The following is a 12,780-nucleotide window of genomic DNA, read 5'->3' on the forward strand; positions in this document are numbered from 1 at the left end:
TACGTCCCGCTCAGCCGCAGGTCAGGGCCTTGATCGCGCCGAAGAGAATCACTCTCTTCTAAGCACTTGGCCGCAGGTTCGAGTCCTGCCGGGGGCGCACTCGACGATCCGCGATCAGCCCTCCCTCACGGAGGGCTTTTCTGCTGGCCAGGGGGCACAGTAGCGGGGGCGGCGTAGTGAGGCCATAAGCGCCGACAGGCAGTCGGCGGGCGAGGGTGGCCGGAGCAACCGGAGCCGATGCCCGCGTCCGCGTAGGGGGCGGGGCCGACATGCGTTGATCGCCGTGCATCCCGGCACGTCGATCGATCGGCGGGCTACAGCGGGATGCGGAGGTCGCTGGTGGGGACCGCACAGCACAGGAGCGCGTTCCCGGTTTCGGCGGCAGGGCGGGCGGCATGGTGCAGGTGATGCCTCCGCTGCCGATGGGTTGCCGGCAGAGAGGGCAGGCGCCGACGCCGCATCCGGACGGGGCCGGTACGCCCAGGGGATCGCACACGGCCGGGCCATGCCGGTAGTTCCCTCGGAATCGGCGCAGCCGGTCCGGGGGTCCCGCCCGCGCGAGCAGCGCGCCGTGGCGTTCGGTGGCCGGTGGGCTCGGGACACTGCACCCGGGGATGAAGGGCCCGCCGCACAGGCGACGGGCACGCCCCCAAGTTCAGTGGGACCGGCCGAGGGTGTGACGTAGGGCACGGGAACTGTCCGCGCCTCGCGGAGAGGTGAGGGGTGTGAGGCGAAACAGCACGTGGAGAGTGCATGCGTGCACCGATTCGGGCGGGTGACCGCGAGGCGTTCGCGGAGCTCTACGAGCGGTACGCGCGGACCGTCTACAACCATGCCTTCCGGCTGACCGGCGGCGAGCGCCAGACCTCACGAAGGACACGGAACGCGGGACGGCAGACACCCCGTGTACGCCAGCGCCGTCCTGGAGCGTGCCATGGTCGACAAACCCGGCAGGAGCCGGGGACTGCCACCGGCTGACCGGCCGCGCTGAGCCGCGGCCCCGTGCCTGCGGGCCCCGCCGCCCCCTCGGCGGCCAGGGCACGCCGGGCGCTGCGTATTCCCCAGCCCTCCAAGGCCCTCAGTCGGCGCCCGTCACGTGGCGGATCGGAACGGGGCGGGGCGAAGCGAAGCGCGGTCGGCTATGCCCCTTACGGCGTGTGCCGCCCCGGCCCCGCAGGCGTAACCGGCCGACCCGTCCCTGAGCCGCCGTGGACCGTGCGGCGTTGCTGTCTCGTGTGCAGTGGTCCTCTAACGGCGTTGACCGTACAGACAGTTGCGAGAGTTCCCCCCGGGACCACCAGGCCATCGGGCAGCCGCCTGTCGGTGGAGAGCGACCGCGCCAGGCCGAGGTGTTCCTGCTCGGCGGCGTTCCTTTTCGGTGGAGTGCGGTGGAACCCGGCGGTTCCAGGTCGACCACATGCTGCCGCCCGCTGGGTGGGCAGCCCGCGGGGCAGGGGACCACAGCCGGTTGGCCCCCGAGCAGCGGCTGACCGATCGGACAGCGTTCCTGCCGTGCCGAGGTCACGGCGGGCCAGGGGGCACAGCGCAACGGCGGCCTGTATCCCGGGCCCGAATGCGCGCCGCTGTCCCGGGCCCGAATGTGCGCCGCTGTCCCGGGCCCGAATGTGCGCCGCTGTCCCGGGCCCGTATGTGCGCCGCCGAGCCGGAGGAATAGCCGGACGCCGGACCCGGAATCACTGCTCGACCAGCGGGATCGAAGACCGTTGCCCGGCCGTGCGAGCCGGGGCTGTGCCTGTCCGCGCGCGTGGGCCGGTGGAGGGGGCAGAGGTAATGTGAAGACAGAGATTCCGGTGCACGGCCCCCGGGAGCTGGACGATATGCGACCCGATGAAGCCCCCGCAGTTCTGAGCCTCGATGCCCCTTCCGGCGTTGCCGACCGCGACAGGTTTCTTGCTTCCACGGCCAGCCGGTGCCTGCGGGATCTCAACGCCTCTTCAGTGATCGTGTTCCTGCGCGTACCCGGGGAGCCGGCGCTGGTCTCCGCGGTGGCCGCCGTGACGCCGCTGGGGGTCGGCTCGGCGGAACGCGTGTCGCTGAACGACAAGACGTATGCGTCCGTTGCGGCCTACCGATCCGGTCGGGTATCGACGGCGCGTTCCACTGAAATCCTCGGAGAACACCCGGAAATGGCTGTTCTCTCGCCGTTCCCCTACTCCGCGGTTGCCGCGCCTCTGCTTTCGCGTTCCATTCACCGGCCCTTCGGCACGCTGACGGTCATCTGGCCGCAGCTCGACCATCAATGCACCGAAGCTGAAATGCATTATTTGACCGAATCGGCGGAGATCGTCTCACGAGAATTGGAAAGGTTCGCCGAACTGGGTGTTTCCATGAAGCCTTCCGGGGTTTCGCTGGTGATTCCCGAGGAGCACTCCGAAGAAGCACTCGACGTAGCCGCGCAGGCCCGGGACGATCCGGAACACGCCGCGTCGATGTCTGCGCCCACCGCTTACCACCTCCAGAAGTTGGCCATGTACCTGACGACAGTGGCCAGTACGGAGGAGGCCGCCAGACTGGCCATCGAGCGGATTGTCCTGGGTTTCCACGCGGCGGCCGCGGCCATCACCCTCATAGAATCCGACAGACTTCGCGTGGTCGGCGCGTCGGGCTGTTCGAATGAATTTCTGCGCATTCTGAATGGCTCTCCCCTTGGCGGACCCTCCCCCGAGACAAATGCCGTCACCCAGAAAAGGCGGCTCACATACGATGCCGATGACCAGCAAATATCCGGCAGGGTCCAGAGGAAGGGCGACGGAGAACTCGGCGACTATATCTGGGTCATCCTGCCCCTTCTGGCCGGCGACCGCGCCGTAGGCACCTGTTCGATCGGGTTCAAGCGCCGGCAGGGGGTCATCGCCGCCAGGGAGTCCGCTCTGACCGCGCTGGTGACCCTGCTCGGCCAGACCTTCGACCGGACGCAGTCGGCCGACGCGCGACGCGCCCTTGCCCAGGAGCTCCAGCAGGCGATGCTGCCTCGTATGCTGCCCCAGGTCGCCGGTGTCCTCAGCACCTGCCGGTACGTGCCGACCACCGGTGCGATCGAACTGGGCGGCGACTGGTACGACCTGATTGAACTCCCCACGGGCGGAGTCGCCGCGGTGGTCGGTGATGTGGAGGGCCACAACGTCTCAGCGGCCGTGGTGATGGGGGAGTTGCGCAGTGCCGTGCGCGCGTACGCGAGCGAGGGCCACGACCCCACCACGGTGCTCACCCGGACGAACCGTTTGCTGATCGACCTGGCGACGGGCCTGTTCGCCACGTGCTGCTGCGTCTGGCTCGATCCCGACACCGGCGTTGCCCAGATCGCCTCCGCCGGGCACCCGCCCCCGTTGATCCGCACCGCGGACGGCGGTGGCCCCGGCGCGGACCTCGATATCGGGGTCCCGCTCGGTATCGACCCGAATGCCTCCTACCGGACTGCCGAACTCACCCTGGAGCCGGGTTCGTTGCTCACCCTCTACACCAACGGTCTGGTCGACCCCGACAGCGGAGTGGTCCCGGGAACCCTCGAGGCAGTACTCGCCTCCTCCGACGGCGAGTTGGAGACCTTGGGTGATCAGCTGATCGCGAGTGTCCACAGCCGCACCACCCACGCCGACGACTCCGCGCTGCTGCTCCTGCAGTACGAGGGGCCCTCCGCGGAGGCCCAGCGGTACACCCGCCGGCTCGAGATCCCGCACCGCGACCTGCAGGGTGTGAAACGCGCGCGTGCGCTCCTCCAGGAGTGGCTGGACGAGTGGGGCCTGTCCGCTATGGCCGACGATGCGGAGATGCTGACATCGGAGCTGGTGACGAACGCTCTCGTGCACGGTGACAGCGATGTCGACGTGAGGGTGCGCAGATACCCCCGGCACATCCGCGTAGAGGTACGGGACAGCACGCCCCACCCTGCGATACCCGTGACCATTCCCCGTGAGGAGGACCAGGCCGAGGGCGGCCGAGGGCTGATCATCGTCAGCGCGCTCGCCTCTTCCTGGGGGAATTCGCCGAGCGGGAGGGGCAAAACCGTCTGGTACGAGCTGGGCGTACCGTCCGAGGAGAATGACATGACCGAGGAGGGCACGGCGGGCACAGCGGATGAGGCGGATCACGTCCCGCACCGGCAGTGACGTCCCTTCCCCGCCAGAACGGACAGGAGGACGTCCAGGACCGTTCCTCCTGCACCCACCCGCGAGCCCGGTACGGGGCTGCGGGAAGCTCAGCGCCGGGGCCGGTGTGGCCGACGTTTACGTACCGTAGTCCCGTCTCACCCTCCACATGACGCCCGTTCGCCACAGGGAATCACCCGGCTGCCGGGGAACCGTGACCGCCCCGCACCCGTTGCCCCATTGGGCAAAGAAATCGTCAAGAGGCGTGGCCCGCGCCGGATTGAGCAGGGGATTGCCATGGGTGTCAGCCTCTCCAAGGGCGGCAATGTCTCACTGAGCAAGGAGGCTCCGGGCCTCTCCGCGGTCACCGTCGGCCTGGGCTGGGACGTGCGTACGACCACCGGCACCGACTTCGACCTCGACGCGAGCGCGCTGCTCATCAACAGTGGTGGCAAGGTCCCCTCGGACCAGCACTTCGTGTTCTTCAACAACCTCAAGAGCCCGGAGGGCTCCGTCGAGCACACCGGGGACAACCTCACCGGTGCGGGCGAGGGCGACGACGAGCAGATCAAGGTCGACCTCGGGACCGTACCCACCGAGGTCGACAAGATCGTCTTTCCGGTCTCCATCCATGAGGCGGAGAGCCGCCAGCAGAGCTTCGGCCAGGTGCGCAACGCCTTCATCCGCGTGGTGAACCAGGCCGACAGCAAGGAGCTGGCGCGTTACGACCTGAGCGAGGACGCCTCGACCGAGACCGCGATGGTCTTCGGTGAGCTGTACCGCAATGGCCCGGAGTGGAAGTTCCGGGCCGTGGGCCAGGGGTACGCCTCCGGGCTGCGCGGAATCGCCCAGGACTTCGGCGTGAACGTCTGACGCAGGCCAGCGGAGACCGGGCGGGGCGGCGGCGCCGATCGTGGACGGCCGCCGCCCCGGCGCCCGGTCAGCGCCCGCTTGACGGGCTCAGCTCGCGCTTGACGGGCTCAGCTCCGGCTTGGCGGGCTCGGCTCGGGCCGCCACAGGCAGACGAACTCGGCACAGGCGGATGTGTTCAGCCCAGGTGATGGGCTCAGCGCCCGCCGTCAGCGCAGGCCCGATGTGCTCAGCGCAGCCCGATGACCAGGGTGACCACAGCGCCGACCGCGCCCGTGGCGATCTCCAGCCGGTCCGTCAGCTGCCGGGTCAGCCACAGCCCACGGCCACCCTCACCGCTCAGCAGTCCCGGTGGATCGGGTGGGATCACCTCTTCGCTGAACCCCGGACCGTTGTCCGTGACCCGGCAGCGCAGCGTGTCGTCGCGCCGCTGGAGCAGCAGAAGACCCTGGCCGCCACCATGCTCGATCGCGTTGCAGGCGACCTCGTGGACGGCGAGAACGAAATCGCTCCGGCGAGGCTCGTCGAGTCCCGCCCGCGCCGCACACTCGGTGATACGCAGCCGCAGCCCCGGCAGGTCGTCCCCCACGAACAACAACTCCAGCAAACGCTCCTGCGGCAACCGCTCGCGCGGTAGATCCGCCACGTCCGCGTTCATGGCTTCGTCACCTCGACCTCCGTCAGACCCCAGCAGCCGGACGGGCACGTCCGGCTGAGCGGAGACATGCGGCCGTCGGGTCACTGTGCAGAGCAGCGCAGGAACCGCGATTCGACACGACGCTACTCCCCGTCATCGGCAGACACCACGCGTCACCACAATTGCGTCGCCAGATTCGGAAGAAGACCGAACGAACCATGAAGGCGATCAGATGGGTCTGCCCAGTGTCCGGACGTGACATCCGAAAGCGGATCAAGGGGCTTGGACGCCCTGTTCCTGGGGAGGACCCCGACATGAGCATCATCAGTTGGATCATCCTGGGCCTCATCGCCGGAGTCATCGCCAAGGTCCTTCTGCCGGGCCGGGACCCGGGCGGCCTGGTCGGCACCACCCTCATCGGTGTGGCCGGGGCGTTCATCGGCGGCTGGCTGTCGTCGCAGTTCCTCGACCGCCCCGTGGACCAGGACTTCTACGACCCGGCGATGTGGGTCGCCGCCATCGCGGGCTCACTGGTCCTGCTGATCGGATACCGACTGCTGTTCGGCCACTCCCGCGAGCGCCGATGAGGCGATGAAGCAGTGAACCGGTGCGGCGCGAGCCGGTACTCCGATGAGCCAGTACGGCCGTAAGCCGGGTGCAGCCGTAAGCGGTACGGCACTCAGCCAGGTGCGGCAGTGAACCGGTGCGGCAGTGAGTCGGTGCGCCGATGAGCCGGTGCCGCAGTGAGCCGCTACGCCGACGAACCGCCGTACCGGCAGTGAGCCTGTACGGCGGTTCCGGCACCTGACGCCCTCGTCCAGCGGTGGGTACCCCCGTGCGGCCGCGGTGGTCGTCGGATCACCCCGCCCCGCGCCGGGTCAGGACACGACATCGACGCGGGGCAGGAAAAACACCGACGCCGGGTCAGGACACGACGTCCTTCGCGCGGAATCCGCGGAAGGCGAGGGCGAAGAGCACCAGGGCGTAGGACACCGAGACCGCGGCGCCCTGGATCATGCCGCCCCACTCCAGCTGCGGCTGGAGCGCGTCCGCCCAGGCGAACTGCCAGTGGGCGGGCAGGAAGTCACGCCACGATCCGAGCGCGGTGACCGCGTCCAGCACATTGCCGACGATCGTCAGACCGACCGCGCCGCCCACCGCGCCCAGCGGAGCGTCGGTCACCGTGGACAGCCAGAAGGCCAGGGCTGCGGTGACCAGTTGGCTCACGAAGATGTACGCCACGACGACCCCGAGCCGCGGAAGAGCGGTTCCCGTCCCCAGCGCTCCCCCGGTGGGGAGCTGCAGATCGCCCCAGCCGTAGGCCGCCGTGCCCGCCGCCAGCGCCACCAGGGGCAGCAGCAGCATCGCGGCGGCGCTGAAGGCGAGCGCCACGGTCAGCTTGCTGATCAGCAGCCGGGTCCGCGGCACCGGCGCGGCGAGCAGATAGCGCAGCGAGGACCAGCCGGCCTCGGAGGCGACCGTGTCACCGCAGAACAGCGCCACCGGCACGACCAGCAGAAAGCCCGCCGAGACGAACAGGGCTGTCGCGGCGAAGTTCGCACCGGAGGAGGTGGCGGTGTCGATCAGCGTCACCCGGCCGTTGTCCCGGCCCGGTTCACCGCCGATCGCGAAGGCCGCGATCAGGATGAACGGCAGGGCGGCCAGGGTCCCGCCGACCACCAGCGTGCGGCGGCGCCGCAGCTGACGCATCGCCTCCACGCGGAGCGGCAGGGTCCGCCGGGCCCGGAAACCCGGTGCCGAGGCCGGCCGGGCCGCGCCCGGCCGCGGCGACTCCACGGGTGCTGTCACGACGTGCCTCCGATCAGGGTGAGGAACGCGTCCTCGAGACGGCGGTGCGGGCCCACGCGCTCCACCGGGATCTCCAACCGGACCAGCTCCACGAGCAGTTCGGCAGCGGTCGCACCGTCGAGCCGCACCAGCAGCCCCTCAGTGGTGCCCGCCGCCGAACCGACGCCCGGCAGCGCCGCGACCTTGTCCACCGCGGCGTCGGAGGGCGCGCCCCCGACGACACCCACCAGCAGTGTGTCGCCACTGCCGGTGATCTCGGCGACCGGCCCGGAGCTGACCAGCAGGCCGCGGTCCATCACGACCAGATGCGTACAGCTCTGTTCGACCTCGGCCAGAAGATGGCTGGAGACGATGACGGTCCGCCCGGCGGCCGCGTACCGGATCAGAACCTCGCGCATCTCGCGGATCTGGGGCGGGTCCAGGCCGTTGGTCGGCTCGTCCAGGATGAGCAGGTCCGGAAGCCCCAGCATGGCCTGGGCGATGGCGAGCCGCTGACGCATGCCCTGGGAGTACGTCCGCACCGCGCGGCCGAGGGCGTCGCCGAGCCCGGCGATCTCCAGGGCCTCGTCGAAGTGCGCGTCCTCGAGGGGCCGGCCCGTGGCCTGCCAGTACAGGTGAAGGTTGGCCCGCCCGGTGAGGTGCGGCAGAAAGCCCGCTCCCTCGACGAACGCACCGACCCGGGACAGGACGGGAGAGCCCGGCCGGATGGCATGGCCGAAGACACGGACCTCCCCGCCATCGGGGCGGATCAGGCCCATGAGCATACGCAGGGTGGTGGTCTTGCCCGCTCCGTTGGGGCCGAGCAGCCCCAGCACCTGGCCGCGCTCCACCCGGAAGGACAGGTCACGCACCGCGTACCGGTCGGCGGACTTCGCATACCGCTTGCTCAGACCGGTGATCTGCAGCGGTACGTCCGCGAGCTCCGGGTCCGGGGTCGGTGCGGCGGTGCGGCGGCGGCCGATGAGCAGCAGCGCCGCGGCCAGGGCGGCACTGCCCAGGGGCAGGCCCCAGACCCACCACGGGAGGGCGCCGGAGGCGGTCTGCACCTCCGGTGCGGTCGGCACCGTCAGCCCCTTCCCTGCGAGGGAGACGGAGTAGGTGGCGGGCTCGACGGGGGACGCGTACGCAAGGTCCGTCGCGGCCAGGACGAGCCGCATCCGGTGCCCGGCTTCGAAGTTGTGGTCGATGGCGGGCAGCCGCAGCTCGACGGTCCGTCCCTGCTTGGCGCCGGTGACACGGACCGGGGCGACCAGCTGCGAGGGCAGCTGCTGGCTGCCGCCGGGGCCGGCGTCGTACACCTTGCCGAACAGCACCGCGTCGTCCGAGTCCGCCCGGACCTTCACCCGCACGGTCGGCGAGCCCGTCACCCGCGTCCCCGAGCGCAGGGGCGCGGAGTCGAACCGCGCGTACTGGCCGGGGAAGTCGAGTGAGACGCCGACGCCGAACGTGGACAGCTGGGAAAGGCCGCCCGCGCCCGGCACGTTGGAGATCGCGGGCGGGCCGGCCCCCGCCGGATTGGCGAACCGTTGGTCGCGGCCCATGAGCGGGACCGTACGGGGGTCGGTGCCGTCCAGGCCGGGGTAGCGGTCGCCGGAGGCACCGCGCAGCTGGGCGCGTCCGTCGGTGGTGTCGACACCGCCGGTGCGGGTGACGCGGAAGGCCGGACCCGTGTCGACGTCCTTGTCGCCCTGGAGGTAGCGGTCGAACCAGTCGGTGACGCGCTCGCGGACCCGGTCGGTCTCCTGGTCACCGCCGTCGTGGCCGCCCGCGAGCCAGTCGACCGAGACGGGAGCGCCGTTGGCGGCGATCCGCTTGGCCATGGCGTCGGCGTGGCCGAGCGGGAAGAGGGAGTCCGTCTGGCCCTGGAGGATCAGAGTGGGGACCTTGATGCGGTCGCCGACGGCCGAGGGGCTGCGGTCGGCGAGCAACGTGCGCGCCGCCGCGTCGGGCTTCCCGGCCACCGCGACCCGCTCGTACATCGCGCACAGGGGCTTCTCGAAGCGACCGCAGCCGGGGATCTCCGCGGGAGCGGGCGGGGTGGGCACGCCGGACGCGGCGGGGGCGTCGTCACCGGACGCGGCGGGGGCGTCGTCACCGCCCGCGGCGGGGGCGTCGGCTTCATCGCCCGCGGGTGCGGCTCCGGTCGCGGCTCCGGTCCCGGCCGCTGCTTCACCGCCCCCGGCCAGCCCCGCTCCGGCCGGGAAGGAGCCGGTGGTGAAGAAGATCCCGGACCACAGCTTCTTGAAGACGCCGTCCGGGAAGAGCGCGTCGGAGAGGTTCCAGTACGTGTTCTGCGGGGCGATGGCGTCGACGCGCCGGTCGTACCCGGCGGCGAGCAGCGAGATCGCACCGCCGTACGAGGCTCCGGCCGCCCCCACGCGCGGGTCGCCGTCGGCGTCGAGCCGCACCTCGGGCCTCTTCGCCAGCCAGTCGATGAGCCGGCGGACGTCGGCGACCTCCCGGTCCGGGGCGTTGACGCCGATCCGGCCGGTGGACCGGCCGAAGCCGCGCGCCGACCAGGTCAGTACGGCGTAACCGTGGCGCGCCAGCTCCTCGGCCTCGTGCTTCAGGTCGTACTTGCTGCCGCCGAAGCCGTGTCCGAGGAGCACGGCGGGTCTGCGGTCCGAGGCGGGCCCGGACGTGAAGAAGGAGGTGTCGATCCGCACCTCCTTCCCGCTGCCCGGCGACTCGGGCATGGCGAGGATGCGGTCCTGACGGTGCACGGCGGGTTCGCCGCCGGTGGCGGCGGCGGTCCAGGTGCCGGCCCCGGCAAGGACGGCGACAGCGGCGGCTCCGGCGAGGAGCCGTCCGCGGCGTCGGGGCATCCGGGGCCGGAGCTTACGGAGTTCCATGGGTCGGATCCTACGGATGTCCGGTGACTTCCCGGCGGTCCGGAGGGCGGAAACGGGTCGTCTCCCCCGGTAGTACGAAAGCGGCGGGCATACCGCGAACGCGGTACGCCCGCCCTCGGCCCGCGCGGCCGGTCAGCGGTGTTCCGGGTTCTCGAAGTCGAAGCGGCAGCCCGCGTCCCACTCCGAGCGCTGGTTGCCGTGGGCCGGGAAACCTCCGGCGTCCTTGAGGAATCTGGCGAGGTGAAGCAGGTTCCACGTCATGAAGGTGGTGTTCCGGTTGGTGAAGTCGTTCTGCCGTCCGCCCGACTCCGGGTCGAGGTAGGACGGGCCGGGCCCGACGTCGCCGACCCAGCCGGCGTCGGCCTGCGGGGGGATGGCATAGCCGAGGTGCTGCAGGCTGTAGAGGAGATTCATCGCACAGTGCTTGACGCCGTCCTCGTTTCCGGTGATGAGGCAGCCGCCGACGCGCCCGTAGTACGCGTACTGCCCGGTGTCATTGAGCAGCGACGAGCAGCTGTAGAGGCGTTCCACGACCCGTCTGGTCACCGAGCCGTTGTCGCCCAGCCAGATGGGACCGGCCAGCACCAGGATGTCCGCGGCCAGGACCCGCTCGTAGAGCCGGGGCCACTCGTCGGTCGCGGCGCCGTGTTCGGTCATGTCCGGCCAGACACCGGTGGCGATGTCGTGGTCGGCGGCGCGGATCTGGTCCACTCGCACGCCCTCCCGCTCCATGATGGAACGGCTGATGTCGACCAGGCCCTGGGTGTTGCTGGTGTGCGGCGACGGCTTCAGCGAGCAGTTGATGAACAGCGCGTGCAGGTCGTCGTAGATCCGAGGCCTCTTGGTCGGTCCGGGGTCGGCGGGTGCGGTCACGGTCTCCTCCTCGGGTCGGTCCCCGGCGCTCAGCCCACCACGGAACGCCGCGGCCCGGAACGCGACACGGCCCGGCGTCCTGCCGGGCCGTGATCGCGCTCTGCCGTTCGGACGTCAGTGGTTCTTGGGGAAACCGAGGTCGACGCCACCGTCGGACGGATCGGGCCAGCGGGTGGTGACGACCTTGCCCCGGGTGTAGAAGTGCACGCCGTCGTTGCCGTAGATGTGGTGGTCGCCGAAGATCGAGTCCTTCCAGCCGCCGAAGGAGTGGTAGCCGACGGGGACGGGGATCGGCACGTTCACCCCGACCATGCCCGCCTGGACCTCCAGCTGGAAGCGCCGGGCCGCGCCGCCGTCGCGGGTGAACACCGCTGTGCCGTTGCCGAACGGCGAGGCGTTGATGAGCTTCAGGCCCTCCTCGTACGTCTCCGCGCGCAGCACGCACAGCACCGGGCCGAAGATCTCGTCCCGGTACGCGTCCGAGTCCGTCGACACCTTGTCCAGCAGCGACAGACCGATCCAGTGGCCGTCCTCGTAGCCCTCGACGGTGAAGCCGGTGCCGTCGAGCACGACCTCGGCGCCCTGGGCGGCCGCGCCCGTGACGTACGAGGCGACCTTGTCACGGTGGTCCTTGGTGATCAGGGGGCCCATCTCCGAGGCAGGGTCGTCGCCGGGGCCGACCTTGATCTTCTCCGCCCGGTCGCGGATCTTCCGCACCAGCTCATCGCCGGTGGGGCCGACCGCGACGACCGCGGAGACGGCCATACAGCGCTCGCCCGCCGAGCCGTACGCGGCGGAGACCGCGGCGTCGGCGGCCGCGTCGAGGTCGGCGTCGGGGAGGACCAGCATGTGGTTCTTGGCGCCGCCGAGCGCCTGGACGCGCTTGCCGTTGGCGGAGGCGGTGGAGTGGATGTGGCGGGCGACCGGGGTGGAGCCGACGAAGGACACGGCGGCCACGTCCGGGTGCTCGAGCAGCCGGTCCACGGCGACCTTGTCCCCGTTGACGACGTTCAGGACGCCGTCGGGCAGTCCGGCGCGGGCGGCCAGCTCGGCGAGCCTGATCGAGGGCGAGGGGTCCTTCTCGCTCGGCTTGAGGACGAAGGTGTTTCCGCAGGCGATGGCGAGCGGGAACATCCACATCGGCACCATCGCGGGGAAATTGAAGGGCGTGATGCCCGCGACCACGCCGAGTGGCTGCCGGATGGCGGCGACATCCACCCGGTGCGAGACCTGGGTGGAGAGCTCGCCCTTGAGCTGGGTGGTGATCCCGCAGGCGAGCTCGACGATCTCCAGGCCGCGGGCGACCTCGCCGAGGGCGTCGGAGTGGACCTTGCCGTGCTCGGCGGTGATCAGTCCGGCGATCTCGTCACGGTGCTCGTCGAGCAGCTCGCGGTACTTGAACAGCACGGCCGTACGGGCGGCGAGCGAGGAGGTGCCCCAGGTCTCGAACGCGGACGCGGCCGCGGCGACGGCGGCGTCGACCTCGTCGACCGAGGCCAGCGCGACCCGGGTGGTCCGCACGCCCGTGGCCGGATCGGTGACCGGACCGTAGTTCCCGGACGCACCCGCGACGGACTTGCCGCCGATCCAGTGGTCGATGGTCTTCATGTGATCGGGACCTTTCCCTCAGGTT

8 protein-coding genes and 1 pseudogene are annotated in these 12,780 nt (G+C 70.6%); 4 read left to right on the forward strand and 5 right to left on the reverse strand.

All coding sequences use genetic code 11. The annotated features are described in order from the left end of the window. Positions 1 to 753 precede the first annotated feature (753 nt). From ACTWQE_RS24275 to ACTWQE_RS24285, 3 genes and pseudogenes are all read left to right on the forward strand, one after another. Positions 754 to 852, forward strand: a pseudogene (locus ACTWQE_RS24275) (RNA polymerase sigma factor); the annotation flags it as partial. Positions 853 to 1,793: 941 nt separating this feature from the next. Continuing rightward, a complete protein-coding gene (locus tag ACTWQE_RS24280) occupies positions 1,794 to 4,127 on the forward strand; it encodes an ATP-binding SpoIIE family protein phosphatase (RefSeq protein WP_443331155.1) in 2,334 nt (777 codons plus the stop codon). 276 nt (positions 4,128 to 4,403) lie between these two features. Then, positions 4,404 to 4,979 (forward strand): TerD family protein, encoded by a 576-nt coding sequence (locus tag ACTWQE_RS24285; RefSeq protein WP_443331156.1) that lies wholly within the window; start codon positions 4,404 to 4,406, stop codon positions 4,977 to 4,979. Positions 4,980 to 5,205: 226 nt separating this feature from the next. Here ACTWQE_RS24285 and ACTWQE_RS24290 read toward each other — a convergent pair whose 3' ends face one another. Then, positions 5,206 to 5,634: an ATP-binding protein gene (locus ACTWQE_RS24290; protein ID WP_443331157.1), complete on the reverse strand. Its 429-nt coding sequence runs from the start codon at positions 5,632 to 5,634 to the stop codon at positions 5,206 to 5,208. A gap of 293 nt (positions 5,635 to 5,927) precedes the next feature. On the opposite strand from ACTWQE_RS24290, the gene ACTWQE_RS24295 reads away from it, so the two are divergent. After that, the gene (locus ACTWQE_RS24295) at positions 5,928 to 6,200 is read left to right on the forward strand and encodes a GlsB/YeaQ/YmgE family stress response membrane protein (protein ID WP_443331158.1); all 273 of its coding nucleotides are present in this window, start codon (positions 5,928 to 5,930) and stop codon (positions 6,198 to 6,200) included. A gap of 337 nt (positions 6,201 to 6,537) precedes the next feature. Here ACTWQE_RS24295 and ACTWQE_RS24300 read toward each other — a convergent pair whose 3' ends face one another. The 4 genes from ACTWQE_RS24300 to ACTWQE_RS24315 form a co-directional block, all read right to left on the reverse strand. Further along, positions 6,538 to 7,422 carry an ABC transporter permease gene (locus tag ACTWQE_RS24300; RefSeq protein WP_443331159.1) on the reverse strand — a complete coding sequence of 295 codons (885 nt, stop codon included), beginning with the start codon at positions 7,420 to 7,422 and terminating at the stop codon, positions 6,538 to 6,540. Further along, positions 7,419 to 10,274 carry an alpha/beta fold hydrolase gene (locus ACTWQE_RS24305; protein ID WP_443331160.1) on the reverse strand — a complete coding sequence of 952 codons (2,856 nt, stop codon included), beginning with the start codon at positions 10,272 to 10,274 and terminating at the stop codon, positions 7,419 to 7,421. Before ACTWQE_RS24305 ends, ACTWQE_RS24300 begins: the two co-directional genes overlap by 4 nt. Positions 10,275 to 10,406: 132 nt before the next feature. Then, positions 10,407 to 11,147, reverse strand: a complete 741-nt coding sequence (locus ACTWQE_RS24310; protein ID WP_443331161.1) for a flavodoxin family protein — start codon at positions 11,145 to 11,147, stop codon at positions 10,407 to 10,409. Between the two features lie 114 nt (positions 11,148 to 11,261). Further along, positions 11,262 to 12,755 carry a CoA-acylating methylmalonate-semialdehyde dehydrogenase gene (locus ACTWQE_RS24315; protein ID WP_443331162.1) on the reverse strand — a complete coding sequence of 498 codons (1,494 nt, stop codon included), beginning with the start codon at positions 12,753 to 12,755 and terminating at the stop codon, positions 11,262 to 11,264. Between the last annotated feature and the right edge of the window lie 25 nt (positions 12,756 to 12,780).

Source organism: Streptomyces sp. 8N706, assembly GCF_052245415.1.
Classification (GTDB): Bacteria; Actinomycetota; Actinomycetes; order Streptomycetales; family Streptomycetaceae; genus Streptomyces.

Coding starts and splice junctions, on each gene's coding strand:
- ACTWQE_RS24285 (WP_443331156.1), top strand. CDS start 4,404: ATGGGTGTCAGCCTCTCCAAGGGCGGCAATGTCTCACTGAGCAAGGAG.
- ACTWQE_RS24290 (WP_443331157.1), bottom strand. CDS start 5,634: ATGAACGCGGACGTGGCGGATCTACCGCGCGAGCGGTTGCCGCAGGAG.
- ACTWQE_RS24295 (WP_443331158.1), top strand. CDS start 5,928: ATGAGCATCATCAGTTGGATCATCCTGGGCCTCATCGCCGGAGTCATC.
- ACTWQE_RS24305 (WP_443331160.1), bottom strand. CDS start 10,274: ATGGAACTCCGTAAGCTCCGGCCCCGGATGCCCCGACGCCGCGGACGG.
- ACTWQE_RS24315 (WP_443331162.1), bottom strand. CDS start 12,755: ATGAAGACCATCGACCACTGGATCGGCGGCAAGTCCGTCGCGGGTGCG.